The 25358-nt window shown below is 69.7% G+C and carries 23 protein-coding genes; 10 read left to right on the forward strand and 13 right to left on the reverse strand.

The annotated features are described in order from the left end of the window. Positions 1-9: 9 nt before the first annotated feature. From L324_RS02990 to L324_RS03000, 3 genes are all read right to left on the reverse strand, one after another. A complete protein-coding gene (locus tag L324_RS02990) occupies positions 10-783 on the reverse strand; it encodes an ATP-binding cassette domain-containing protein (RefSeq protein WP_037303892.1) in 774 nt (257 codons plus the stop codon). A gap of 90 nt (positions 784-873) precedes the next feature. Then, on the reverse strand, positions 874-2007 hold the full coding sequence (locus L324_RS02995; RefSeq protein WP_037303893.1) for a sugar ABC transporter substrate-binding protein: 1134 nt from the start codon (positions 2005-2007) through the stop codon (positions 874-876). Positions 2008-2573: 566 nt separating this feature from the next. After that, positions 2574-4328: a DEAD/DEAH box helicase gene (locus tag L324_RS03000; protein ID WP_037304440.1), complete on the reverse strand. Its 1755-nt coding sequence runs from the start codon at positions 4326-4328 to the stop codon at positions 2574-2576. 261 nt (positions 4329-4589) lie between these two features. Here L324_RS03000 and L324_RS03005 point away from each other — a divergent pair, with 261 nt between their 5' ends. Both L324_RS03005 and L324_RS03010 read left to right on the forward strand, forming a co-directional pair. Then, complete coding sequence (locus L324_RS03005; RefSeq protein ID WP_037303895.1) at positions 4590-5693, forward strand: YihY/virulence factor BrkB family protein; 1104 nt, start codon at positions 4590-4592, stop codon at positions 5691-5693. Between the two features lie 134 nt (positions 5694-5827). Further along, positions 5828-8962 carry an efflux RND transporter permease subunit gene (locus L324_RS03010; RefSeq protein WP_037303896.1) on the forward strand — a complete coding sequence of 1045 codons (3135 nt, stop codon included), beginning with the start codon at positions 5828-5830 and terminating at the stop codon, positions 8960-8962. Between the two features lie 58 nt (positions 8963-9020). Here the strand turns inward: L324_RS03010 and L324_RS03015 are convergent, their stop codons facing one another. Together L324_RS03015 and L324_RS03020 are read right to left on the reverse strand one after the other, a co-directional pair. After that, positions 9021-9857 (reverse strand): hypothetical protein, encoded by an 837-nt coding sequence (locus tag L324_RS03015; protein ID WP_037303897.1) that lies wholly within the window; start codon positions 9855-9857, stop codon positions 9021-9023. A gap of 124 nt (positions 9858-9981) precedes the next feature. Next, a complete protein-coding gene (locus L324_RS03020) occupies positions 9982-10224 on the reverse strand; it encodes a DUF3039 domain-containing protein (protein WP_007033595.1) in 243 nt (80 codons plus the stop codon). Between the two features lie 58 nt (positions 10225-10282). On the opposite strand from L324_RS03020, the gene L324_RS03025 reads away from it, so the two are divergent. Genes L324_RS03025 through L324_RS03040 form a run of 4 tightly spaced genes read left to right on the forward strand, consistent with a single transcriptional unit; the run spans position 10283 to position 13529 of the window. Then, positions 10283-11089 (forward strand): sporulation protein, encoded by an 807-nt coding sequence (locus L324_RS03025; protein ID WP_037303899.1) that lies wholly within the window; start codon positions 10283-10285, stop codon positions 11087-11089. Further along, positions 11089-11733 carry an HD domain-containing protein gene (locus L324_RS03030; RefSeq protein ID WP_037303901.1) on the forward strand — a complete coding sequence of 215 codons (645 nt, stop codon included), beginning with the start codon at positions 11089-11091 and terminating at the stop codon, positions 11731-11733. The genes L324_RS03025 and L324_RS03030 overlap by 1 nt, the downstream gene beginning before the upstream one ends. A 9-nt stretch (positions 11734-11742) precedes the next feature. Further along, positions 11743-12660: a pseudouridine-5'-phosphate glycosidase gene (locus tag L324_RS03035; RefSeq protein ID WP_037303903.1), complete on the forward strand. Its 918-nt coding sequence runs from the start codon at positions 11743-11745 to the stop codon at positions 12658-12660. Further along, positions 12657-13529 carry a carbohydrate kinase family protein gene (locus L324_RS03040; RefSeq protein ID WP_037303905.1) on the forward strand — a complete coding sequence of 291 codons (873 nt, stop codon included), beginning with the start codon at positions 12657-12659 and terminating at the stop codon, positions 13527-13529. Before L324_RS03035 ends, L324_RS03040 begins: the two co-directional genes overlap by 4 nt. 82 nt (positions 13530-13611) lie before the next feature. On the opposite strand, the gene L324_RS03045 is transcribed toward L324_RS03040, so the two are convergent. Together L324_RS03045 and L324_RS03050 are read right to left on the reverse strand one after the other, a co-directional pair. After that, complete coding sequence (locus tag L324_RS03045) at positions 13612-13965, reverse strand: DUF3099 domain-containing protein (protein ID WP_037303906.1); 354 nt, start codon at positions 13963-13965, stop codon at positions 13612-13614. Positions 13966-13982: 17 nt separating this feature from the next. Further along, complete coding sequence (locus L324_RS03050) at positions 13983-15248, reverse strand: amidohydrolase (protein ID WP_037303908.1); 1266 nt, start codon at positions 15246-15248, stop codon at positions 13983-13985. A gap of 72 nt (positions 15249-15320) precedes the next feature. Here L324_RS03050 and L324_RS03055 point away from each other — a divergent pair, with 72 nt between their 5' ends. The 4 genes from L324_RS03055 (at position 15321) to L324_RS03070 (ending at position 20487) form a co-directional block, all read left to right on the forward strand. Continuing rightward, positions 15321-16817 carry a DUF7782 domain-containing protein gene (locus L324_RS03055; protein WP_037303910.1) on the forward strand — a complete coding sequence of 499 codons (1497 nt, stop codon included), beginning with the start codon at positions 15321-15323 and terminating at the stop codon, positions 16815-16817. Then, the gene (dtd, locus tag L324_RS03060; protein ID WP_037303913.1) at positions 16817-17242 is read left to right on the forward strand and encodes a D-aminoacyl-tRNA deacylase; all 426 of its coding nucleotides are present in this window, start codon (positions 16817-16819) and stop codon (positions 17240-17242) included. Before L324_RS03055 ends, dtd begins: the two co-directional genes overlap by 1 nt. Positions 17243-17488: 246 nt before the next feature. Beyond that, positions 17489-18520 carry a sigma-70 family RNA polymerase sigma factor gene (locus tag L324_RS03065; RefSeq protein WP_037303915.1) on the forward strand — a complete coding sequence of 344 codons (1032 nt, stop codon included), beginning with the start codon at positions 17489-17491 and terminating at the stop codon, positions 18518-18520. A 308-nt stretch (positions 18521-18828) separates the two neighbouring features. Beyond that, the gene (locus tag L324_RS03070; RefSeq protein ID WP_037303917.1) at positions 18829-20487 is read left to right on the forward strand and encodes a fumarate hydratase; all 1659 of its coding nucleotides are present in this window, start codon (positions 18829-18831) and stop codon (positions 20485-20487) included. 64 nt (positions 20488-20551) lie between these two features. Here L324_RS03070 and L324_RS03075 read toward each other — a convergent pair whose 3' ends face one another. Genes L324_RS03075 through L324_RS03100 form a run of 6 tightly spaced genes read right to left on the reverse strand, consistent with a single transcriptional unit; the run spans position 20552 to position 25345 of the window. Beyond that, a complete protein-coding gene (locus L324_RS03075) occupies positions 20552-21070 on the reverse strand; it encodes a hypothetical protein (protein WP_037303918.1) in 519 nt (172 codons plus the stop codon). A 43-nt stretch (positions 21071-21113) separates the two neighbouring features. Beyond that, a complete protein-coding gene (locus tag L324_RS03080; protein WP_037303920.1) occupies positions 21114-21590 on the reverse strand; it encodes a hypothetical protein in 477 nt (158 codons plus the stop codon). 51 nt (positions 21591-21641) lie between these two features. Continuing rightward, complete coding sequence (locus L324_RS03085; protein ID WP_037303923.1) at positions 21642-22439, reverse strand: ABC transporter permease; 798 nt, start codon at positions 22437-22439, stop codon at positions 21642-21644. Beyond that, the gene (locus tag L324_RS03090) at positions 22417-23271 is read right to left on the reverse strand and encodes a 2-aminoethylphosphonate ABC transporter permease subunit (protein WP_037303924.1); all 855 of its coding nucleotides are present in this window, start codon (positions 23269-23271) and stop codon (positions 22417-22419) included. The genes L324_RS03085 and L324_RS03090 overlap by 23 nt, the downstream gene beginning before the upstream one ends. Beyond that, entirely contained in the window at positions 23268-24329 is a 1062-nt protein-coding gene (locus L324_RS03095) for an ABC transporter ATP-binding protein (protein WP_037303926.1), read from the reverse strand. Before L324_RS03095 ends, L324_RS03090 begins: the two co-directional genes overlap by 4 nt. Continuing rightward, a complete protein-coding gene (locus L324_RS03100; RefSeq protein WP_037303927.1) occupies positions 24326-25345 on the reverse strand; it encodes a 2-aminoethylphosphonate ABC transporter substrate-binding protein in 1020 nt (339 codons plus the stop codon). Before L324_RS03100 ends, L324_RS03095 begins: the two co-directional genes overlap by 4 nt. Positions 25346-25358: the final 13 nt, after the last annotated feature.

Genomic DNA, 25358 nt, shown 5'->3' on the forward strand with positions numbered 1-25358 from the left:
CTCGCCCGTTTACAGGACGGCGGCTTCGGGGCGGGCAAGGCCGAGATCGCCGGAGCGGCCGGCGGTGATCAGTTCCACGACCTGGCCGTGGGTGACGTCCTTGGTGTGCACGTTGGCGACGAGGCGGCCCAGGTAGAGCACCGCGATGCGGTCGGCGACCTCGAACACGTCGGCCATGTTGTGGCTGATCAGCACCACACCGAGGCCCTGTTCGGCGAGGCGGCGGACCAGGTCGAGCACCTGCCGGGTCTGCGCGACACCGAGCGCGGCGGTCGGCTCGTCGAGCAGGACCACCTTGGAGTCCCACAGCACGGACTTGGCGATCGCGACGGTCTGCCGCTGTCCGCCCGAGAGCGCCGAAACCGGGGTGCGGACGGACTTCACGGTGCGGACGGAAAGCGACGCGAGCGTCTCGCGGGCCGCCTTCTCCATGCTGGCCTCGTCGAGCAGCCATTTGCTGCCGCGTTCCCGGCCGAGGAACATGTTCTGCACGATGTCGAGGTTCTCGGCCAGGGCGAGGTCCTGGTAGACGACCTCGATCCCGAGATCGGCGGCGTCGCGCGGGCCGTGGATGTGCACGGGCTCACCCTGGAACTTCACCGTGCCGGAGTCGTAGCCGTGGATCCCGGCGATCGACTTGACCAGGGTGGACTTGCCTGCCCCGTTGTCGCCGACCAGCGCGGTGACCTCACCGGCCCGCACGTCGAAGTCCACGTCGTGGAGGACGTGGACCGGTCCGAAGCTCTTGTTGATCTGCCTCAGTTCGAGGATCGGTTCACTCATGGGGGTTCTCGAATTCTCCCGGCTGGATACCGGGCCGGGGCGCACTGTCCCACGGGAAGCGCCCCGGCCCGGTTGTCTGGATTTAACGGGTCAGGAGATACCGAGCTGCGCGCAAGCCGCGGCCAGTTCGCCGCCGCAGATCTCGGCCGCCTTGACGTAGCCCTGCGACACGACCTCCTTGACGCCGTCCTTGGTGGTCAGCTTCGGCTCGAGCAGCACGGACTTGACGTCGCGGTTGCCCTTCGGGTCCTTCGCCTTGCCGGTGGCCAGCGCGTCGGCACCCGCCTTGTCGCCCTTCGCCAGCAGGACGGCGAGCTTCGCCGCGGCTTCCGCCTCTTCCTTGATCGGCTTGAAGACCGTCATGTACTGGTCGCCGCGCAGGATGGCCATGAGGCCGTCCGCGGTGGCGTCCTGACCGGTGACCGGGACCTTGCCGTTGAGGCCGTTCTTCTTCAGCACGGTGATGACCGCGCCGGCGAGACCGTCGTTCGCGGCGACGACGCCGTCGACCTTGCCCTTGTTGTCGGTCAGGATCTGCTCGAAGGTCTGGCCGCCCTTCTGGTTGTCCCAGTTGTCGATGGCCTGTTCGCGCACGAGCTTCAGGTCACCGCTGGCGAACTTCGGCTGCAGGACCGACTTCTGGCCGTTGGCGAACAGCGTCGCGTTGTTGTCGGTCGGGGCACCCTCGATCATGACGACCTCGGCGCCCTTCTTGTCCTTCAGCGCGTCGGCGAGACCCTGGCCCTGCAGCTGGCCGACCTTCTCGTTGTCGAACGAGACGTAGTAGTCGGAGCTGCCGCCGAGGTTCAGGCGGTCGTAGTCGATCGTCGGGATGCCCGCGGCCTGCGCCTTGCGGGCCACCGCCGCGCCGACCTCGCTGTTGATCGAGGCGATGATCAGGACCTTGACGCTCTGCCCGATCATGCCGTCGGCCAGCGTGGTGAACTTCTGGACGTCGCCCTGGGCGTTCTGGACGTCGGCGTCGAAGCCCGCGTCCTTGAGCGCCTTGGTCAGGAACGGCTTGTCGAAGGCCTCCCAGCGGGCGGAGGACGCCGTCTCCGGAAGGATGACGCCGACCTTCCCGCCGGTGGCGGCACCGCCCGGGGCGGGGGCGGACTGCGAGGAGTTGCTGCTGCCCGAGTCGGCGGTGTTGGCGCCACAGGCGGAGAGCACCAGGCCGGCGCCCACCGTCGCGGCGAGGAGGGTAAGGGTTCTGCTGCGCATCCTCGTTCCTTCCGGATCTTGCTCGCGGGCGGCGATCCTGGCGGACCGGTCGCACCATCGCGCATATGTTGTGGGCGACAACATATGCCGCCGAACGGGGTCCACGGAAGACGGCTGGATCGATTAAGCCTCATCAAATGGACACGGTTTGGCAACGTGGCCGTAGCAAGGCGTACGAAGTCTAGGTGCGCTGACGGTGTGACCGCCACCACTCACGGAGTGTGACCGCGGCTGCCGCGGTGTCTGGGTCCCTAACGCTAGGAAAGGTCCTTTCCTGGCAAATTTTGCCAGGAAAGGACCTTTCATGGCACGTCTTCGCCCTGGCCCGCGGATGCTTGGTCGCTTCCCGGCCTGGGCACATGGCAACGCACCGTGAAGGGTGGCGATGAGGCGCGGGCCGGGGTGGGCGGGCTGAAGGGGCCCTTCACCGCATCGCATGCGGCGAAGGGCGCTTTCCTCGCATCGCATGCGGGGAAAGCGCCCTTCAGCCACGCGTATGTCATGAGGGGTCCCCATCAGACGAAATTCGTCCTATGGGGACCCTTCATGACGTTTGTACGGAGCGGCTACCAGGAACGCAGGGTGACGATGCGCTCTTCGAGCTGTTCCACCGTCGCCATCGCGGTCGGCGGCCCGCCGCAGATCCGGCGCAGCTCGTTGTGGATCGCGCCGTGCGGCTTCTTGGTCCGGTGGTGGTGCACGCCGACGAGGGCGTTCAGCTCCTTGCGGAGGCTGCCGAGCCGTTCACTGACCGACTGCGGCCGCGCGACCGGCGCGGCCTCCTCGGCCTTCGGCTTGCGCCGCTTCTCGTCGGCGATCTGCTCTTCCTGCCGCTTCCGCAGCAGGGCGCGCACCTGGTCCGGTTCGAGCAGCCCGGGCAGCCCGAGGTACTCCTGTTCCTCGTCGGAACCGGAGAACACCGCGGTGCCGAAGGAGTTGCCGTCGTAGATGACCTGGTCGAGTTCGGCGGAGGCGCCCAGCGAGGTGAACGCCTTCTCCTCTTCGCCCGGCTCGTCCTCGGTGCGGTTGGCCTGGGCGAGGAGTTCGTCCTCCCAGCCTTCCTTCTCCCGGTGCGGCTTGCCGAGGACGTGGTCGCGCTGGGCCTCCAGCTCACTGGCGAGTTCCAGCAGCACCGGCACGCTCGGCAGGAAGACCGAGGCCGTCTCGCCGGGTTTGCGCGAACGCACGTACCGGCCGATGGCCTGCGCGAAGAACAGCGGGGTCGACGCGCTCGTGGCGTAGACGCCGACGGCCAGGCGCGGGACGTCGACGCCTTCGGACACCATCCGGACCGCGACGAGCCAGCGGTCGGTCGAGTCGGAGAACTCCTTGATCCGCCCGGACGCCTTGGGGTCGTCGGAGAGGACGACCGTCGGGTTCTGGCCGGAGATGCGCTGCAGGATCTTGGCGTAGGCGCGCGCGGACTCCTGGTCGGTGGCGATCACCAGGCCACCGGCGTCCGGGATGCCGTTGGCGCGCAACTGCGCGAGGCGGGTGTCGGCGGCCTGCAGGACCGCGGGGATCCATTCGCCCGCCGGGTCGAGCGCGGTCCGCCAGGCCCGCGCGTTCTGCTCGGCGGTCAGCGGCTCGCCGAGCCGCGCGGTGAACTCCTCCCCCGCGCTCGTGCGCCAGGAGGCTTCACCGGAGTAGGCGAGGAAGACGACCGGCCGGACGACGCCGTCGGCGAGCGCGTCGGCGTAACCGTAGGCGTGGTCGGCCTTGCTGCGCTGGAACCCGGAGCCGTCGGGCTCGTAGGTGACGAACGGGATCTGCGAGTCGTCGCTGCGGAACGGCGTCCCGGTCAGCGCGAGACGGCGGACGGCGGGCGTGAACGCCTCGCGGACCGCGTCGCCCCAGGACTTCGCGTCACCGCCGTGGTGGATCTCGTCCAGGATGACCAGGGTCTTGCGGTTCTCGGTGCGCACGCGGTGCAGCGTCGGATGCGCCGCGACCTGCGCGTAGGTGACCGCGACACCCTGGTAGTCCCGCGAGGTGGCACCGGCGCCGTTGCGGAAGTTCGAGTCGATCGCGATCCCCGCGGCCGCCGCCGAGGCGGCCCACTGGTGCTTCAGGTGCTCCGTCGGCGCGACGATGGTGATCGCTTCGACGGTCCGGTCGCTCAGCAGCTCGGCGGCGATCCGGAGACCGAACACCGTCTTGCCCGCGCCCGGCGTCGCGACCGCCAGGAAGTCCTTGGGCTTCTTCGTCAGGTACTTCGTCAGCGCGCGGCGCTGCCAGGCACGCAGCGGCCTCGCGGTGCTGTCCTTCGCCGCGGGAGGCGCGCCCAACGTGCCACGATCACGTTCCACTGTTTCCGACATGCCGGTCACCTCCCTCTCCCTCACAAGCGCTGTTCACCGCTGTCCGACAAGCAAAAGCCCCCACTTTGGTATCCGGCCGCGACGCCGGCGCCTGAGGTGAGGGCACTGGAGTGAGCCTACCCGCCGGGCCCGTGGAACGCCGGAAGCGCCACCCCCGTTGTCGGGTTACTCACCCGAAAACCCAGGGGTGACGAGCCGAATGCCCGGGCATGCACCATGCTGGACATCGTCAAGGGCGCTCGGCGCTGGCGGAGGAGCTGCATGAGCGAGGAGAACGGCCGGGAAGAGACGGCCGCCGGGGTCGCGAAGGTCCGCAGAGGTCCGTTGCGCCTGCTCAGCCGCACGCTCAACAAGGCATGGGAAGGCAACATCTTCTCCGAGGCCGCCGAGGCCGCCTTCTGGCAGACGCTGTCGCTGCCGCCGCTGCTGCTCGGTCTCCTCGGCTGTCTCGGCTTCGTCGGCGACTGGTTCGGCCAGGAGGTCGTGACCGCGGTCCACGACCGGATCATCACCTTCAGCAAGACGATCTTCAGCGACAACGCCGTCCACGACATCATCGAGCCGACGGTCAACAGCATCCTGTTCGTCGGCAAGGGCGAGATCGTCTCGATCGGCTTCCTGATCTCCCTGTGGGCGGGCTCGTCGGCGATGTCGTCGTTCGTCGACGCGATCACCGTGGCGCACGACCAGTACGGCGTCCGCAACGACGTCTGGCAGCGGATCTTCGCGCTGCTGCTGTACCTGGCCGGGCTGGTCATCCTGGTGGTCGGGCTGCCGCTGCTGGCGATCGGGCCCGACCTGCTTCCCCAGTTCTTCCCGAACGCGTGGCGGGACACGGTCTCGTACTGGGTCGGCACGCTGTACTACCCCGTACTCGGCGGGATGATCGTGCTGGCGCTCACCACGCTCTACAAGCTCTCGCTGCCGCGCCGCCTGCCGTGGCACCGCGGGCTGCCGGGCGCGATGCTCGCCATGATCGTCTTCCTGCTCTCCAGTGTCGGTCTGCGCATCTACCTCAACTGGATCACCAAGACCGGCTACACCTACGGCGCCCTCGCCGCGCCGATCGCGTTCCTGCTGCTGATGTTCTTCATCGGGCTCGCGGTGGTCGGCGGCGCCTACTTCAACAGCGCGATCCAGGAACTGTGGCCCGCCAAGGCGACCAAGCGGCAGCGCCGGAAATGGCGACGGCTGGAGATGGAACGGGCCAGCGAGCGGATCCGCGCCGAGGAGGGCCGCAAACTGTGGGAACGGACCACCGTCCCGCTGCGGCGTCCCCGTCAGGACGACGAAACCGAATCAGAACAGTCAGTGAACGAAGAGGCGCAGAGCGAAGCCGAACAGGTGACAGAACGGCGAAGCTGACCCCGAATGGGGGATAGCCTCATCCCGAAGTCGTACTTCGGTTCCACCCGTGGTGTGAATCCAGTCCGCCCTCCGCCATGAAAAGCTCGCGGTATCCCGCACGTTCCCGAACACCTTTCCTGGGGGATCCCGCCATGTCCACGCTGGCCAGACTGAGCCTGCGCAACCGAAGTCTCATCGGGCTGCTCGCCCTGGTGGTGATCGGCTTCGGCGCCTTCGCCCTCCCGCAGCTGAAGCAGCAGCTGTTCCCGTCGCTGCAGTTCCCGCAGGCGCAGATCATCACGCCCTACTCGGGAGCGTCCCCGGACGCGGTGGACCGGCAGGTCACCGAACCGCTCGAAGGGGGGCTCCAGGGCCTGAAAGGGCTCGAAGAGCTGAGCTCGACGTCGTCGGAGGGCCTGTCGCGGATCACCGCGCGCTTCGAGTTCGGCACGGACATCGACGCCGCCGTCGGGCAGATCCAGCGTGTCGTCGACGGGGTCAAGACCAGGCTGCCGCAGAACACCGAACCGTCGGTGTCGGCGGGGTCCACCGACGATCTGCCGGTCGTGCTGCTCGCCGCCGGGACCACCGGCGACCCGCAGGCGCTCGCGCCCGCGCTGACCGGGGAGGTCGCGCCGGAACTGCGCAAGATCGACGGCGTCCGCGAGGTCGAGGTGACCGGGGCGCGGCAGCCGCGGGTCACCATCGCGCTGGACTACGCGAAACTGGCCGCTGCGGGCGTCGACCCGTCGTCGATCGCCACCACGCTGCAGACGGCCGGTGCCGCGGTCCCGGCCGGGACGCTGACCGAAGGCGACAAGACGCTCACCGTCCAGGTCGGCGGCGGGCCGACCACGGTCGACACGATCCGCGACCTCTACCTGACGCCGTCGCCGCGCCCCGGCGCCCCGGCGGGCAAGCCGGTGCCGGTCAAATTGGGTGACGTCGCGGACGTCCAGGCGGGCTTCGCGCCGCCGACGTCGATCACGCGCACCAACGGCAAGCCGAGCCTCGGGCTCTCGATCACCATGGTGGAGAACGGGAACGCGGTCGCGATCTCGGATTCCGTCCGGGACAAGCTGCCCGGCCTGTCGAAGAAGACCGGCGCCGAGATGAACGTCGTGTTCGACCAGGGCACCCCGGTCAAGGACGCGATCAGCGGGCTGACCACCGAAGGACTGCTGGGGCTGGCGTTCGCGGTCGTGGTGATCCTGCTGTTCCTGATGTCGCTGCGGTCCACGCTCGTGACGGCGGTGTCGATCCCGCTTTCGGTGGTGGTGGCGCTGCTCGCGCTGTGGACCGGCGATCTGTCGCTGAACCTGCTCACCCTCGGCGCGCTCACCATCGCGATCGGCCGGGTCGTCGACGACTCGATCGTGGTGCTGGAGAACATCAAACGACATCTGGCCTACGGCGAGGAGAAACAGCGCGCGGTGCTCGACGGCGTGCGCGAGGTGGCCGGCGCGGTGACGTCGTCCACTCTCACCACCGTCGCGGTGTTCCTGCCGATCGCCTTCGTCGGCGGATTCGTCGGCGAGCTGTTCTCGCCGTTCGCGATCACCGTCACCGTGGCGCTGCTGGCGTCGCTGCTGGTCTCGCTGACGATCGTGCCGGTGCTCGCGTACTGGTTCCTCAAGCCGCCCAAGACCCCGGCGAACGAGCACGAGGCCGAGCTCACGCGGCAGGCGGCCGAGGACAAGGAACGCCGGGGACTGCTGCAGCGCGGGTACGTGCCGGTGATCCGGTTCGCGACCAAGCGCCGTGTCACCGTGGTCCTGCTCGCGCTGATCATCTTCGGCGGCACGGTCGGGCTGGCGTCGCGACTGAACACGAACTTCCTCGACCAGTCCGGCGGGACGACGCTGAACCTGTCGCAGAAACTGCCGCCCGGCACCAGCCCCGAGGCCAAGGAGAAGGCCGCAGGCGCGGTGGAGCAGGCGCTTGCCGCCGAACCGGCGGTGAAGACCTACCAGGTCAGCATCGGCGGGGCCGGGTTCTTCGGCATGGGCGGGACGTCGACCAGCATCTCGGTCACCGTCGCCAAGGACACCGACCTCGACGCGCTGTCGAACCGGTTGCGGGACAAGCTGGAGCGGCCGGAACTCGGCGAGGTCAAGGTCGGCGCGGACGCGTCCGGCTTCAACTCCGACGGGATCTCGATCACCGTCACGGCGCCCGACGAGGCCGCGCTGAAACCCGCCGCCGAACAGGTCCGGCAGGCGCTGGCCGGGGTGCCGGACCTGACCGAGGTGACCAGTGACCTCGCGCAGGGCTCGCCGCGCGTGCAGGTCGAGGTCGACGCCGCCGCGGCCGCCGCGAGCGGGCTTTCGGCGACGTCGATCGGCCAGATCGCGAACCAGGCCATCGCCGGCCGCACGGTGACCCAGCTGCCGGTGGACGGGCAGCGCACGGACATCGTGCTGCGCGCGGGCACGGCGGCCCCGGTGTCGGTGGACGCGATCAAGGCGCTGCCGATCCCGTCGGCCACCGGCGTCGTCCGGCTGGACTCGGTCGCGAAGGTGTCCACTGTGGACGGCCCGGCCGCGGTGCACCGCACCTCGGGCGAGCTGAGCACCACGGTCACCGCCAAGAACACCGGCGCGGACCTGGCCGCCACCACGCGGGCCATCCAGTCCAAACTGGACGGTCTGACCTTCACCGGTGGCGCGGCGTACAAGCTCGGCGGAGTCAGCGAGGATCAGCAGGAGGCGTTCGGGAACCTGTTCCTCGCGCTGCTGGCCGCGATCGCGATCGTGTACCTGATCATGGTGGCGACCTTCCGCAGCCTGATCCAGCCGTTGATCCTGCTGGTGTCGATCCCGTTCGCGGCGACCGGCGCGATCGGGCTGCTGCTGGCCACCGGGACGGCGCTCGGCCTGCCCGCGCTGATCGGCATGCTGATGCTCGTCGGCATCGTGGTGACCAACGCGATCGTGCTGATCGACCTGATCAACCAGTACCGGGCTTCGGGGATGAGCATCACCGACGCGGTGACCGAGGGCGGCAGGCGGCGGCTGCGGCCGATCCTGATGACCGCGGCGGCGACCATCTTCGCGCTGGTCCCGATGGCGCTGGGGCTCACCGGCCAGGGCGGGTTCATCGGGCAGCCGCTCGCGATCGTGGTCATCGGCGGGCTGGTCAGCTCGACCCTGCTCACGCTGATCCTGGTGCCGACGCTGTACACGATGGTCGAGACGCGGAAAGAGAAGCGCCGCGCGAAGAAGGACGCGAAGCGTTCCCCGGCGGCCCCGGCCGCCGAGACGCTGACCCCGGAACCGGCTTCGTAGGTGGCTCGTGAGTGGTAATGACGGTTAGAACCGTCATTACCACTCACGAGACGCGCTCCTACGCCTTCCGGAACCGCCAAGTCTTGCTGTCGAAGGCGACACACCAGCTCGGCGACAGCACGATCACGCGCAGGGTCCCGTCGGCGGCCACGTCGACGCCCTCGGTCTCGAAGTTCCCGCTGCACATGCTCTTCAAGGGCAGCTGGCCCAGCGAGGTCACCCGCCCGGTCACGTCCGCACCGGACAGCGCCCCGGAGAGATCGACCTGCAGCAGCGGTTTGGTCGTGCCGAACAGCGAGCCCTCGGGATCGTCGGACGCGCACAGCAGCCGCGTCGCGGTGAGGAAGTCGCAGCCCTGGATGTCCCGCACCGGCCGGTCGAGCCGGATCGCGGACGCGTACGGCAGGTTCGCCGACGGGTCCGTATGCGCGACGCCGGGCATCGGATGCACGAGGAGCCGGTCCATCGTGCCCCATTCACCCGCCACCATCCAGCGCGCGTCGGGGGTCACGGCGGCGAACGAGTTGTTGTTCGCCTCCCACGATTCCAGCGTGTGCGTGTAGTTCGCCCACGTCCCCGTGGGTGACTCGACGCGGAAGAGCTTCGCGCCCCTGTCGTCGCGCTGGTACGGCTCGACGTACCAGCCCTGCGCCGAACCCGGGTCGCCGACGTGGTTCCAGCCCTGCGACGACAGGCTCACCGGGACGGTCGCGATCCCGGTGTAGCGGTAGAGGGTCCCGGACGGCCGTTCGATGGTGGCCAGGCCCTGCCCCTCGTCGAGGGGGCGGGCGTTGTCCGAGCCGACCGTGGTCCAGCCGGTGACCGCCTGAGCGGCGGCCGGTGAGAACACCGCGACCAACGCGGCGATGGCGAGCACGATCCCGGTTCTACGCATGAAGGCTCCGTCCCGGCGGTTTTTCGCTGGCGGGTAATGAATTACCAGCGAAAACCGGGACGGGCAGCCGCCATGTGAAGGATTTTCAGATTTTGTCCGGAATCAGACACCGGACGGTCATGCGTCAGTCGCCGGGCTTGAGACCGTCGTAGATCTTCTTGCAGTCCGGGCAGACCGGCGAACCGGGCTTCGCCGACTTCGTCACCGGGAAGACCTCACCGCACAGCGCCACCACGTGCGTGCCCATGACCGCGCTTTCGGCGATCTTGTTCTTGCGCACGTAGTGGAACATCTTCGGCGAATCGTCGTCGGTGCCGTCGGTGCCCTCGGGACGGGTATCCGGCTTCGGAAGGGTCTGTGTGCTCACCCCTCCATAATGCCCCAAATCCTCCTGCGCACACCGGCGACCTGGCAGGATCTCGCCCATGTTCCAGAAGGTGCTCGCGACATTCGGTTCGGGCGGAGCGAAGATCGACGCCCGGCTGCTAGACCGTACGGTCTCCCCCGGCCGTCCCCTGCGCGGCGAGGTCCTGCTGCTCGGCGGCGAAGTCGATCAAGAGATCAACGGTCTCTCGGTCAAGCTGCTCGCCCGGGTCCAGACGCCGGACGAGCGCGCTCCCGGTGTCGAGGATCTCGAGTTCGGCACCCAGCAGCTGGTGGGCCGCGAACGCGTCGCGGCGGGCCAGCAGGTCCGCATCCCGTTCGAGGTCGCCCTCCCCTGGGAGACGCCGATCTCCAGCGTCTTCGGCAAGCCGCTGCCCGGTATGGCCGTCGGCCTGCAGACCAGCCTCGACATCGCGAACTCCGTCACCGACCCGATGGACGTCGACGGTGCCGCGATCGAGCCGCTGCCCGCGCAGAAGCGGATCCTGGACGCCTTCAGCCGGACCGGCTTCGTCTTCCGCGAGGCCGTACTGGAGCGGGGCCGGATCAACGGCGCGGTCCAGCAGCTCCCGTTCTTCCAGGAGATCCGCTTCACCCCGTCGCCGCGGTTCGCGAGCGTCTTCACCTCCGTGGCGGTGACCTTCCTGTCCTCGGCGGCGGAGACGCAGGTCGTCCTCGAAGTGACCAAGCGGGTCCGGGTGTCCAAGAGCGGCGGGTTCGGCGGGCGCGGGCAGGAGTTCCTGGGCCTGTTCAAGGTCGACCACGCCGCGCTGGAGCGGGTCAAGTGGGAGCCGCAGCTGGAAGGCTGGCTGCACGAGGTGGCCAAGTCGCGCGGGATCTTCGACTGATGGACTGGCCGACCGCGATCACCCGGCTCGGCGGCGACCACCAGGTCGCCGCCGTCGCGTGGAACGACCTCGAAACCCGGTACGCCGAACCGCACCGCCGCTACCACGATCTCCGGCACGCCACGGCCGTCGCGCGGGACAGCGGCGACCTGGCCGTCGCGTTCGGCCTGGGCTCCCGCGAACGGGCGGTCGTCGCCATCGCCGCCTGGACGCACGACGTCGTCTACGACGCCCGTCCCGGCGAAGACGAACGGGCCAGCGCGGCCTGGACCCGCGCCGAACTCGCCAACGCCGGCGTCCCCGAAGACGGCATCGCCCGCGCCGAGCGGCTGGTCCTCGCCACGATCGACCACGCCGCCCCGGCCGACGACCTCCTCGCGACCGCGCTGCTCGACGCCGATCTCGCCGTCCTCGGCGCCGCGCCCGAGGTCTACGAGGAGTACGCGAGCGGCGTCCGGGCGGAGTACTCGATCTACTCCGACGAGGACTGGCGAGCGGGACGCGTGGCCGTGCTGGAGAAACTGCTGGCCCGGCCGCGGTTGTACCGCAGTGACATCGCGCGGGCACGCTGGGAGAGCAAGGCCCGGGAGAATCTCGCCACCGAACTGACCCACTGGAGTGACGCGGACCCCCATCACCGATGATGTTCGTTCGTGACTCCGCAACTGTCCCTTCACGAAGAGGTCGCCTCCGCCCTCGCCGACGGTGATCCCGTCGTCGCGCTGGAGAGCACCATCCTCTCCCACGGTCTCCCGCCCGGTCGCAACCTCGACGTCGCCCGGCGGCTGGAGCAGGTGGTGCGGGACGGCGGCGCCGTACCCGCGACGATCGCCGTCCTCGACGGCGTCCCCCTGGTCGGTCTCACCGGCGAGCAGCTGGAGCGGGTCTGCGCGCCCGGCGCGGACCTGGACAAGCTCTCCCTGCGCGACATCGGCCCGGCCGTCGGCCTCGGCCGCTCCGGGGCGACGACCGTCGCCAGCACCGCGGCGCTGGCCGCCGCGGCCGGGATCGGCATGTTCGCCACCGGCGGGCTGGGCGGCGTGCACATGGGCGCGGCACAGAGCTGGGACGTCTCGGCGGATTTGGGTGTCCTCGCGAAGGTGCCGACCACGGTCGTGTGCTCCGGGGTGAAGTCGGTGCTCGACATCGCCGCGACCCTGGAGGTCCTGGAGACCAACTCGGTCCCCGTGCTGGGTTACCGCACCGGCGACTTCCCGGCGTTCTACCTCCGCTCGTCCGGTTTCGAGGTGCCGTGGCGGGTCGACGACGCCGCGCAGGCGGCCGCGATCATCGCCGCGCACCGGGTGCACGCGAATTCCGGGGTACTGCTGGCGAATCCCATTCCCGAAGCGTCCGAAATGGACAAAGAACTGCACGACCGGCTGCTCACCGAAGGGCTCGAACTCCTGCGCACGCGGGGAGTCCACGGCAGCGACGTGACCCCGGTCCTGCTGGAGCATTTCCACACCGCCAGCGGCGGCGTGAGCCTCGACGCGAACGAGGCACTGGTGCTGTCCAACGCGGAACTGGCCACCGAGGTCGCCGTCGCGCTCGCCGGGACCGCGGCATGAGCGGCATCGTGGTCGTCGGCGACGTCGGCCTCGACGTCGTCGCCCGGCACGAGGGCCCGATCCCGCACGGCGGCGACATCCGCGCGAAGGTCCACTTCACCAGCGGCGGCGCGGGCGCGAACACCGCGCTCTGGCTGCGCGCCGAGGACGCGGAGACCACGCTGATCGCGCGGATCGGCGACGATTCCGGTGGCCGCATGGTGAAGAGCGAACTGGAGGCGGCCGGGGTCCGCTGTGCCTTCGCCGTCGACCCCGACGAACCGACGTTCTGCGTCGTGGTCCTCGTCGACGGCGACGGCGAGCGGAGCATGCTCGCCGACCGCGGCGCGAACTCGAAGTTCAGCCCCGCCGACATCACCCCGGAGGCGCTGACCGGCGCGAGTCACCTGCACCTTTCGGGTTACGTCCTGCTGCAGCCGTCGTCACGGCCCGCCGCGCTCGCCGCGCTGGCCGCGGCGAAGAAGGCCGGGCTGACGACGTCGGTCGACCCGCAGGCGGCGACGCTGATCACCGATCCGGCGGCCTTCCTCGACGACGTGCGCGGCGTCGACCTGCTGATGCCGAACACCAGTGAACTGGTCGCGCTGACCGGGTCGAGCGATCCGGTGGCGGCGAAGGAACTGCTGGACTACGTCGGCGAGGTCGTGGTCACCGCCGGTCTCGACGGCGCCAGCTGGGTCGACGCGGGCGGCACGGTCACCTCGGTCCCGTCGCGGCCCGCGGAGTGCGTCGACTCCACCGGTGCCGGGGACGCCTTCGACGCCGGTGTACTGGCGGCGTGGCTGCGCGGCGAGTCGACGGTGGAGGTTCTCCGGGCCGGTACGCGGCTGGGTGCGCGGGCGGTCGCGAAGGTCGGTCCGCAGCCGTAGCCGCCCCTGTCACACGCCATGAAAGGTCCTTTCCTTGCAAATTTTGCAAGGAAAGGACCTTTCATGGCATGCGCGAAACGCGTCAGCCGCCGTCGATGACCTGGTGCCCGCCGCTTTCGATGCGGGTCGGCTCGGGCCGGTACCGGTTCACCGGCTCGCTCTTGCGCGGCGGCCGGTCGTTGGCCACCAGGACGGCGATCCACGGCAGCGGGATCGAGATCGCGATCAGCGCCAGCGCGAGCCACCAGGTCTGGTAGAAGATCCCGGCGAGGATGAGACACGGGAAGCGGAACGACATCATGATGATGTACTTCCGCTTCCGCCTGGCGAGCTGGTCTTCGTAGGACGGGGCGGCTTCGGTGATCAGCACCGGAGCGGGTTCCCTCGGTTCGGGACCGTGGGCGGGCGCGTTCACAGCACCACCTCCGGCTTCCATGCTCCCACTCGCCGGGCTCATCCGACACCCGGGTGGGTGAGCCGGTGCCAGGCAGCGACCACGAGTGCTTCGACACCGGTCGAAAGCGTCGGATGCGGGACGGGCGCGAACAGCGGCGAATGGTTCGACGGGATGTCCTGTTCGAACCGGCCGGCGGCCATCGCGGAGATGACCTGCTGCTCGTCCAGCCCGCCGACCAGCCAGAACACCGAAGGTACCCCGGCGGCGCGGCCGAACTCGCTGAAGTCCTCGCTGCCGGTGATCAGCGGCGCGGGCATGACCCGGCCCTCGCCGAAGTGGTCGAGGAAGGCCGCGGTGAGCTTCTCGGTGGCCGCCTCGTCGTTCTCGGTGACCGGGAACGACCCGATCCGTTCGATGTCCGGCGGCTTCGGCGCGCCCGCGGTGGCCGCCTCGCCGTGCACGATCCGCTCGACCGCCGCGACGACCTTCTCCCGCACGGCCTGGTCGAACGACCGGACGTTGACCTCGAGGACGGCGTGGTCGGCGATGATGTTGTGCGCGGTACCGACGTGCAACGACCCGACGGTCACCACCGCCGAGTCGGTCGCCGCGATCTCCCGCGAGACGATCGTCTGCAGTTTGAGCACCACGGACGCGGCGAGCACCGCGGGGTCCACGGTCGTCTCGGGGCGCGAGCCGTGCCCGCCCCGGCCGTGCAGGGTGATGCGCAGCGCGTCGGTGGCCGCCATGAGCACGCCGGGCCTGGTCAGCACCCAGCCCGCCGGGCCGGGGACGACGTGCTGGCCGAGGACGACGTCGGGCTTGCCCGCGGGTTCGAAGACCCCGTCGCGGACCATGCCGACAGCGCCGTCGCCTGCTTCCTCGCCCGGCTGGAAGACGACCATCAGCGTGCCGGACCAGTGCGCCCGCCCGGCGGCCAGCAGCGAGGCGGCGCCGGAGAGCCAGGTGGCGTGCATGTCGTGGCCGCAGGCGTGCATCACCGGCACGTCGCGGCCGTCCGCGTCCACCCCGCGGGCGGTGCTGGCGTAGGGCAGGCCGGTCTTCTCCTCGACCGGCAGCGCGTCGATGTCGGCTCGCAGCATCACCTTCGGGCCCGGCCCGTTGCGCAGCACACCCAGGACGCCGGTGCGGCCGATGCCGGTGTGCACCTCGTAGCCGTCGGCTTCGAGCCGCTTGGCCAGCTCGGCGGCGGTGCGGGTTTCGGCGAACGACAGCTCCGGATGCCGGTGGAGGTCGGTGTACAGGTCTTCCAGTCCGGGCAGCGCCGCCTTCAGCGGTGCCAGGACACTTTCTAGGCTCACGACCTCATCCTGGCAGTATTACCGACCGTGAGCAGAAGCCCCGGCGCACCTTATCCGTCGCAATTACCGACCGTGAGCACACGAGCGGCCCTCCCCGACCTGTCCGACGACGTCTGCGCGAGGCTGCGGGACGCCTTCCGCCGGACGGGGTACGACGCCGACGGCGTGGTCGACGTCCTCGGCTCCGCGCACGCCGCCCTCGGCCGCGGCGAGCCCGAACTCGCCTACCGCGCCACGCGCGACGCGGGGGACCTCGGGACGCTGATCCGGCTGTTCCTCCTGGGTTCGACAGAGCCGGAGAAGGACGTCGAGGCCGCTTTCGCGCCACTGGCCCTCGATGACGCGGTCACCGCCACCCTGCTCGTCCCCGCGGCCGACGGCTACCGGGCCGGTCTCGACGTCCGGCCGCACGGCGACGACGAAGGCTCCTGGTGGGTCGTTTCGGATCTCGACGCCGACATCCTGGGCCAGACCGTGCCCGAGGACCACGTGCTCGGCGTCGGGCACGCCTCGCTGAGCCTGATCCGCGCCACCAGCCGCCGCGAGGTCGGCAGCCTGCTCGACCTCGGCACCGGCAACGGCGTCCAGGCCCTGCACGCCACCCGCCACGCGAAGAAGGTCACCGCCACCGATCTCTCGGCCCGCGCGCTGGCGCTCGCCGCGGCCACCTTCCGGCTCAACGAACTGGACGTCGAACTCGTGCGGGGCGAATGGTTCGCGCCGGTCGCGCGGCGCCGGTTCGACCAGATCGTCTGCAATCCCCCGTTCGTGGTCGGCCCGCCGCGGGTCGACTACACCTACCGTGACTCCGGCCTCGCCGGCGACGACGCCAGCGCGCTCGTGGTGCGGCAGCTGCCCGGGTTTCTCAACGACGGCGGCACCGGGCAGCTCCTCGCGTCCTGGCTGCACGTCGAGGGCGAGGACTGGGGCGACCGGGTGACCCGCTGGCTGCCCGCAGAGACCGACGCGTGGTTCGTCCAGCGCGACATCGCGGATCCGGGGCTGTACGTCGGCACGTGGCTGCGCGACGCGGGTATCGACCCCCGCTCCCCCGAAGGCAGGGCGAAATCCGGCGACTGGCTCGACTGGTTCGCCGAAAACAACGTCCAGGGCATCGGTTTCGGCTTCGTCACCCTCCGCCGCGCGGCGGGCGGCACGCCGACGATCGTGTGCGAAGACCTCCGCCAGGCCTACGACGACCCGCTGGGCGCCGAGGCGGCGAACTGGCTGGACCGGGTGGAATGGCTGCGCGCCAACGGGGATTCGCTCCTCGATGTCCGGTTCCGCGTCCCGGAGAGCGTTCTTCTGGAGAGCGTCGCCGAGCCGGGCGAGGAGGGCTGGGCCACCACCGTCCAGCGCCTGCACCGCACCGACGGCCCCGGGTGGTCGCATGAAGTCGACGAACTGGCGACCCGGCTGCTCGCCGGCTGCCAGGGCGCTCTTCCGCTGGAGGACCTGATCGTGCTCCTGGCGGCCGCACAGGGCCTCGAACCGGAGGAACTGGCCGCCGCCGCGCTGCCTGTCGTCCGCGAACTGGTCCGGCACGGCATGCTCCTCCCGGCGGTCTGATGCGGGCGGTGGTGGCGCGGGTCACGGAAGCGAGCGTGACCGTCGGCGACGAGGTGACCGGCGCCATCGACGAGCCGGGTTTGCTGGTGCTGCTGGGAATCCACGTCGACGACGACGTGACGAAAGCGGCGACGATGGCACGCAAACTTCACGAAGCTCGCATACTTCGCGACGAGGAATCCTGTGCCACCACCGGCGCTCCCCTACTTGTCGTAAGCCAGTTCACCCTTTATGGCGATACCCGCAAAGGCCGCCGTCCGTCGTGGACGGCGGCCGCCCGGCCCGAGACCGCCGAGCCGCTCGTGACGGCCGTCGTCGACGCCCTGCGCGAACGCGGCGCACGGGTCGAAACGGGCCGGTTCGGGGCCATGATGGCGGTCCGCAGCGTGAACGACGGTCCTTTCACGCTCCTCCTAGAGGTCTAGACCACGTTTCCCGCTCCCCCGCGCGGGCATTCTCAGGAAAAGCTCAGGGTTGGTCGAGCAACGTCCCAGGTCAGCCGCCCGTCTCCTGTATAGCGGCCGGGAACGTTTTCGGACCTCCCGGCGTTGAGCCAAGTGTCCAGCCAAGCTGGGCCGACGAGGAGTAGCGGGTTTCCACAGGGCTCGCTACGCCGAGGCGGATCCGGCGGACACATCGCAGCACGTTCAGCCCGTGACCGGGGAGGCAGAATGTCAGTCCAGACTCTCGAACGCGAAGCGCGCGGGATTCGCGAGCGCCGTATCCCGGCGCAATCCACCCAGGAGCCGGTGAGCGCGGGGGCACTCACCGACGCCGACCTCGACGCCCAGAGCCCGGCCGCGGACCTCGTTCGCGTGTACCTCAACGGAATCGGCAAGACGGCGCTGCTGTCCGCCGCCGACGAGGTCGAGCTGGCCAAGCGCATCGAAGCCGGGGTTTTCGCCCAGCACGTGCTGGACACCGCCGAGAACCTCACGCCGAAGCGGCGCTCCGAGATGAGGGCCCTCGTGCGTGACGGCCACGTCGCGAAGAACCACCTGCTGGAGGCCAACCTCCGCCTCGTGGTCTCGCTCGCGAAGCGCTACACCGGCCGGGGGATGCCGCTGCTCGACCTGATCCAGGAGGGGAACCTGGGTCTGATCCGCGCGGTGGAGAAGTTCGACTACTCCAAGGGGTTCAAGTTCTCGACCTACGCCACCTGGTGGATCCGCCAGGCCATCACCAGGGGGATGGCCGACCAGGGACGCACCATCCGGCTGCCGGTCCACCTGGTGGAGCAGGTCAACAAGCTGGCCCGCATCAAGCGCGACCTGCACCAGCAGCTCGGGCGCGACGCCACCCACGAGGAACTGGCCGCGGAATCGGGCATTCCGGCGCACAAGATCTCCGATCTGCTCGACCACTCGCGTGACCCGGTGAGCCTCGACATGCCGGTCGGCACCGAAGAGGACGCCCCGCTCGGTGACTTCATCGAGGACTCCGAGGCGACCGACGCCGAGAGCGCCGTGATCTCCGGTCTGCTCCAGGACGACCTGCGCCGCGTGCTCGCGACGCTGGACGACCGGGAGTCGCAGGTGATCCGCCTGCGCTACGGCCTCGACGACGGCCAGCCGCGCACGCTCGACCAGATCGGCAAGCACTTCGGGCTGTCCCGTGAGCGCGTTCGCCAGATCGAGCGAGAGGTCATGTCGAAGCTTCGTCAGGGTGAGCGGGCCGACCGCTTGCGCGCCTACGCTTCGTAATCCTCACTGCGCCTTTAGGCGCTCGAAAAGCGACACCCGTTCGGCAGCGTTGACTTATGACCTGCGTCACGAGACCGTCGAGCAGGTAATAAGTCTTCGCGGTCGGGTGTTCGCGCCCGGATCGCTTTCCCCGGGAGGTCGGGTCCGTCGGGGTGGGCCCGGCCTCCCGAACTAATTTGTGCGGCCCCGCGACAAATTGCGGAGTGCGAATTGCATTCCCGCCGCCTTCACCTGGACGTGACGCCGGTCACGGGAGGACCGCCTAGTACCGTGGGCGGGTTCCCGATGCCGGCAAAGGAGCCCGCGCAGTGGCGCCCACCACGTTCCAGCACACCGAAGTCCTTCCGCTCGCGAAGGACACCCACACCGAGTACCGGCTGCTCAGCACCGAAGGTGTCGAGGTCGTCGAGGCCGCGGGCCGGAAGTTCCTCAAGGTCGAGCCCGAGGCGCTGACCAAGCTCGCCAAGACCGCGATCACCGACATCCAGCACCTGCTGCGCTCGTCGCACCTGGCGCAGCTGCGCGCGATCGTCGACGACCCGGAGGCGAGCGGCAACGACCGGTTCGTCGCGATGGACCTGCTGCGCAACGCGGCGATCTCCGCCGGCGGCGTCCTCCCGATGTGCCAGGACACCGGCACCGCCATCGTGATCGGCAAGCGCGGCGAAGGCGTGCTCACCGGCGCGGACGACGAACGCGCGCTGTCGCGAGGCATTTTCGACGCCTATCAGGAGTTGAATCTGCGCTATTCGCAGATGGCGCCGGTGAATTTCTGGGATGAGCGTAATACGGGTACCAACTTGCCCGCGCAGATCGAGCTCTACCACAAAGACGGTCAAGGCGACCCGAGCTATGAATTCCTGTTCATGGCCAAGGGCGGCGGCAGCGCGAACAAGACGTTCCTCTATCAGGAAACGAAAGCCGTCCTGAACCCGAAGCGGCTCGCGAAGTTCCTCGACGAGAAACTGCGCAGCCTCGGCACCGCCGCCTGCCCGCCGTACCACCTCGCGATCGTCGTCGGCGGCACGTCGGCGGAGTTCAACCTGAAGGTCGCGAAGCTGGCCTCCGCCCGCTACCTCGACGACCTCCCCACCGAGGGTTCGGAGCTGGGCCACGGTTTCCGCGACGTCGATCTCGAACAGCAGGTGCTGGAGATGACGCGCCAGTTCGGCATCGGCGCGCAGTTCGGCGGCAAGTACTTCTGCCACGACGTCCGCGTGATCCGGCTGCCGCGCCACGGCGCGTCCTGCCCGGTCGGTGTCGCCGTCTCGTGTTCGGCCGACCGTCAGGCCAAGGCGAAGATCACCGCCGAGGGTGTCTTCCTGGAGCAGCTCGAACGCGACCCGGCGCGGTTCCTGCCCGACGTCACCGAGGACGACCTGTCCGACGAGGTGGTGACCGTCGACCTCAACCGCCCGATGGCGGAGATCCGCGCCCAGCTCTCGCAGCTGCCGGTGAAGACGCGCCTGTCACTGACCGGTCCGCTCGTCGTCGCCCGCGACATCGCGCACGCGAAGATCGCCGAGCGGCTCGACGCGGGCGAAGAGATGCCTCAGTACCTTCGCGACCACCCCGTCTACTACGCGGGCCCGGCGAAGACGCCCGAGGGCTACGCGTCGGGTTCGTTCGGGCCGACCACCGCGGGCCGCATGGACTCCTACGTCGAGCAGTTCCAGGCGGCGGGCGGTTCGCTGGTGATGCTGGCGAAGGGCAACCGGTCCAAGAAGGTGACCGCCGCGTGCAACGAGCACGGCGGGTTCTACCTCGGCTCGATCGGCGGCCCGGCCGCGCGGCTCGCGCAGGACTGCATCAAGAAGGTCGACGTCCTCGAGTACGCCGAGCTGGGGATGGAGGCGGTCTGGAAGATCGAGGTCGAGGACTTCCCCGCGTTCATCGTCATCGACGACAAGGGCAACGACTTCTTCGAGGCCACCTCGGAACCGGTGCTGCAGATCAGCTTCCGGTGAGAGGAAAGGTCCTTTCCTTGCAAATTTCGCAAGGAAAGGACCTTTCATGGCGCGCGCGAGCGCGTTACCGCATCTGCTTCAGCACCACGGTCCGCTCACCCAGCGGCGCCGCCAGCGCCACCGAGATCACCGGGTACCGGATGTCCATGGTGCACATCTGGCCGGTCTGGCCCTTCAGTTCGGTCAGGTTGACGGTGACCCGGGTCCCGTCCTGCTGCGCGGCCTCGGCCGTCGCGTGCCCGCAGCCGCCTTCCTGGCCGCGGATGTTCAGGATCGTCCCGCCGTTGCTGGTGTACACCTCACGCGGATAGTCCGCGGGGAGCGCCGACGCGTCGAGCTGTTTGTCCGGCACCTTGGTGCTGCCTTCCGGGACCTCCTGGCGCGGCGCGCCCGGGACACCGGGCTGGCTCCCCGGCGCGGGCGCCGGTGACGAGGACGGCGGCGCGGTCGGCGACGGCGGGACGGTACTCAGGTTGCCGCTCGCGGGTCCGGCCGCGGGTTCCACCGCCTGGTTCTGCGCCCCGCAGGCGGATACCGCAACGACGATCAGGCCCAGGCCGATGACATTCGTTAAGTACCTCATGTGACTGGGACGGAACGAGGCCGTCGTGGGGTTGCACATGGTCTCACCCCGCTTCCAGGACGACGGTCCGCGGACCGAGCGGGGCGGCGAGTTTCACCGGCAGGACGGCGTAGCGGATGACCTGCGGGCACATCTGCCCGGGCTTGCCGTGGTCGATCTTCACCTTGACCACGACCCGCTGCGCGTTCTCCTCGGCGAGGCTCGCCTTCGCCTCGTCGCAGCCGCTCAGTTCGAGGTACACGTTCAGGCCGCCGTTCTCGGCGCTGACCTGGGCGGGCACCTTGGCGTCGACCTGAGACGGCGGCAGCATCTTGTCCGAGGGCGGCGGGCCGACGGTCGGCCGCGACATCGGTGGTTTCGCGACCGGCGGGCTGGCCGGGAGCGAGGTGGGCAGATCCGAGGGTGTGGTGACGACTGGCGGGACATTCGTGTTCGCCGGTGCTCCCGGGCCGCCCGCGCCGCAGGCCGCCGTCGCGGCGAGCACGAGCCCCGCGCCTAGCGTCTTCGCTGCGTTCTTCATGGCTTCAGGACGGTGGGAACACCGTCCGGGGTTGCATCACCCGCCTGTCCTTCACCGCTGAGCCGCGCGGCCGCGGACCAGGCCGAGGAGCACCACCCCGGCGAGCGTGACGGCCAGCAGCAGCACCGTGCTCGCCGACGCCAGGAACACCTGTCCCCGGTCGGTGAGCGCGAAGATGCTCGCGGGCAGCGTGCGCCAGTCCGGCGGGTACAGCATCGTCGTCGCGCCCAGTTCGCCCATCGACATCGCCAGCGCGAGACTCGCCGACGCCGAGATCGACGGCAACAGGACCGGCAGCCGCACCCGCAGCAGCACACGGGCCGGTGAAGCGCCGAGGCTCGCCGCCGCCTGCGCCAGCAGCGGGTCCATCCGCGCGATCGCGGCGGAGACCGTGCTGTAGGAGAACGGGAGCAGGATCATCAGATGCCCGAGCAGCACGATCCAGCGTGTCCCGTTGAAGGCCAGCGGCGGACGGCTGAACGCCACCAGCAGCGCCAGTCCCAGTACCACCGACGGCACCGCGATCGGCAGATGGAACAGGGTGTCGACGGCCTTCCGGAGCCGTCGCGGCGCGGACGGCGCCGCGAGCGCCGCCCACGTCCCCAGCAGCACCGAGACCGCCGACGTGATGACGCCGGTCTGGATGCTCACCGAGAGGCTCGCGAACGTCTCACCGGACAGCGCCTGCGCGAAATGCGAGCCGGTGAGCGCACCGGGCAGCAGGCCCGTCCAGGTCCCGGCGACCGACGCCAGCACGATCATCAGCAGCGGCGCCAGCACGATCACGGTGAACAGCACCGCGAACACCGCCCACAGCAGGATCCGGCTACGCCTGGTCCACAGCAGCACGGCCGCCTCCCTTCGTCAGTCGCCGGTAGGTTCCGTACAGGGCAAGGGAGAACACGACGTTGACCACCGCGATGACACACGCCTGCGGGAAGTCGAAGGTGACGATCCCCTTGCCGTAGACCAGCATCGGCAGCGTGGTGACGTCCTTGGCGCCGAGGAACAGCACGATGCCGAACTCGTTCATCGCCAGCAGCATGGTCAGGCAGGCGCCGGACGCCAGCGACACCCACGCTTCGGGCAGGATCACCTGACGCAGCACCCGCCCGGGTTTCGCGCCGAGGCTGGCCGCGACCTCCATCTGCGCCGACGAGACCTGGCCGAAAGCGGCGAGCGCCGGCCGCATCACGAACGGCGTGTAGAAGGTGATCTCCGCCAGCAGGATCCCGGCCGGTGAGTACAGGAACCCGCCCGCGCCCAGGATCCCCGCGCCGCCGTAGAGGAAGGTGAACGCGAGCGCGATGAGGAACGAGGGGAACGCGAGCACGGTGTCCACCAGCCGCGAGAGCGTCCGCGCGCCGGGGAACGGCACGAACGCGATCACCAGCGCGAGGAACGTCCCGAGCACCACACAGCCGGCGGTGGCGCCGAGCGCGAGCGCGACGGTCTTCCAGGCGGCGTCCCGGAATTCCGCCGAGCCCAGCACGTCCAGCCACACCGAAAGCCCGAACTCACCGGTCTTCGATTCCAGGGACTGCAGGACGACCAGCACCAGCGGGTAGCCGAAGAAGCCGAGCAGGACGAGCACCGGTGGCAGCAGGAGCCAGCCGCGGCCGGGCCGTTCCTCCCGCCGCCGCGCCGGTGCCGCCGTGGCGGCGAGGGCGAGACCGGTCATCCGACGCTCACCAGCGGGCAACCGTCCGGAATGGACACTCCGACCTTCTCCCCCACGACGGGCAGCCCTTCGACGTCCGGCACCTCGGCCCGGACCTCGCCACCGTCGTGCGCGAGTTCGAGGTCGAGCCGGAAACCCGTGCCGCGCCACTGGACACCGCGCAGGATCGCGGGTACCGCGCCGGGAGCGTCCACCGCGGTGATCCCGACCCGGTGGGGCCGGACGCCGAGCGCGACCGGCCGCCCCGCCCGGATCGCGCCGGCGGGGTCCGCCGCCAGTTCGCGGCCGGCGAGCCGGACGCGGGTACCGTCGTTGTGCATGAGTTCCACGGGGATGAGGTTGGACGCGCCGAGGAAGCTCGCGGTGAACTCCGTCGACGGACGCTGGTACAGCTCGCGGCTCGGCCCGAGTTCGACCAGTTTCGACTCGCGCATGACCGCGATCCGGTCGGCCAGCGCCAGCGCCTCACCCTGGTCGTGGGTGACGTAGATCAGCGTGGTGTCGGGCAGTTCGGCACGCAGCCGCAGCAGTTCCGCGACCATGTCCTCGCGCAGGGCGGCGTCCAAAGCGGACAGTGGCTCGTCGAGCAGCAGCACCCGCGGCCGGATGGCCAAGGCCCTGGCGAGGGCGACCCGCTGCTGCTGCCCGCCGGAAAGCTCCCGCGGGTAACGCCGCGCGTACTTCCCCATGCCGACCAGTTCCAGCGCCTCGGTCACCCGGCTCGCCGTCTCGGCGCGCGGGGTCTTCCTCGCCTTGAGCCCGAATGCGACGTTGGCCTCGACCCGCATGTGCGGGAACAGCGCGTAGCTCTGGACGACCACGCCGAGGCCGCGCCGGTGCGGCGGCAGCGCGGTGACGTCCTCACCGTCCAGCAGGACGCGGCCGGTGCTCGGCACCACGAAGCCCGCGAGCGCCTTCAAGGCCGTCGACTTGCCGGAGCCGGACGGCCCGAGCATCGCCAGCGTCTCCCCTCTGGCCACGGTGAGGTCCAGCGGGGAGAGCGCCGTCGTCTGTCCGAAGCGGACGGACACGCCGCGGAACTCGACCGCCGGGGTCACCGGCCCACGGCCTTCTTGTACGCGGCGAGGTCGGCGTCGAGCTTCGCGAGCACGGCGTCCCAGTCGGGCTGCCAGATCTCGACGCCGTCGAGTGCGGCCTTCACCTTGTCCGCCCGCGGCCCGGACGGCGTGACGTCGGTCCGCGCCGGGGCGCCGAAGGCGTCGACGGCCTTGCCCTGGACCTCGGGCGAGAGCAGGAACTCCAGGAACTTCTTGGCGTTCTCGGCGTGCGGCGCGTTGTTCACCAGGCCCGCGTAGTACGGGAGGGCGAAGGTGGACCGCTTGCCCTGGGCGTCGGCCGGGAAGAAGACCTCGAAACCGCCGCTCTTCTCGATCGATGCGAGGTTCATCTGGACGTCGCCGTTGGCCACCAGGATCTCGGCCTTGGCCACCTTCGGCTGCAGCTTGCCGGTGGAGGACGACGGGCCCGCGTTGTTGGCTTCGAGCTTCGCGAGGTACTCGAGCGCGCCCTGTTCGCCGAGGGCGTGCTGGAGTTGCAGCAGCACCGCGGTGCCGTCGCCCGCCTCGCCGGGCGTCGAGTACTGGATCTTGCCCTTGAGCGCGGGCGCGAGCAGATCGTCCCAGGTTTTGGGCGAAACCTGCGGATTGCGGATGAAGCTGAGGTAGTTGTTCATGATCGCGAAGTACCGGCCCTGGCCGTCCTTCTGCCCGGCGGGGACCTGGTCGATCCCGGACGGCGCCGTGGCCGCGAGCAGCCCCTGCGAGGCGGCGCGCTGGATGAACGGCGGGAGGGTGACGAGGATGTCGGCCTGGGTGTTGGCCTTCTCCTTCTCCACCCGCGAGGCGACCTCGCCCGATCCGGCGGTCACCGCCTGCACGGTGATGCCGGTCTTGGCCTTGAACTCCTCGACGCGCTGGGCGTACCAGTCTTCGAGACCGTCCACTGTGTACAGGGTGACGGTCTGGTCGCCGGACGCGCCGCCGGCGGTGCCACCACAGGCGGCCAGGGTGATCGTGAGCAGCCCGGTGAGGGCGGCGGCCGCGAGTTTCTTCATGTCGTCAAAACTC

The organism is Amycolatopsis orientalis DSM 40040 = KCTC 9412 (genome assembly GCF_000478275.1).
Taxonomy (GTDB): Bacteria; Actinomycetota; Actinomycetes; order Mycobacteriales; family Pseudonocardiaceae; genus Amycolatopsis; species Amycolatopsis orientalis.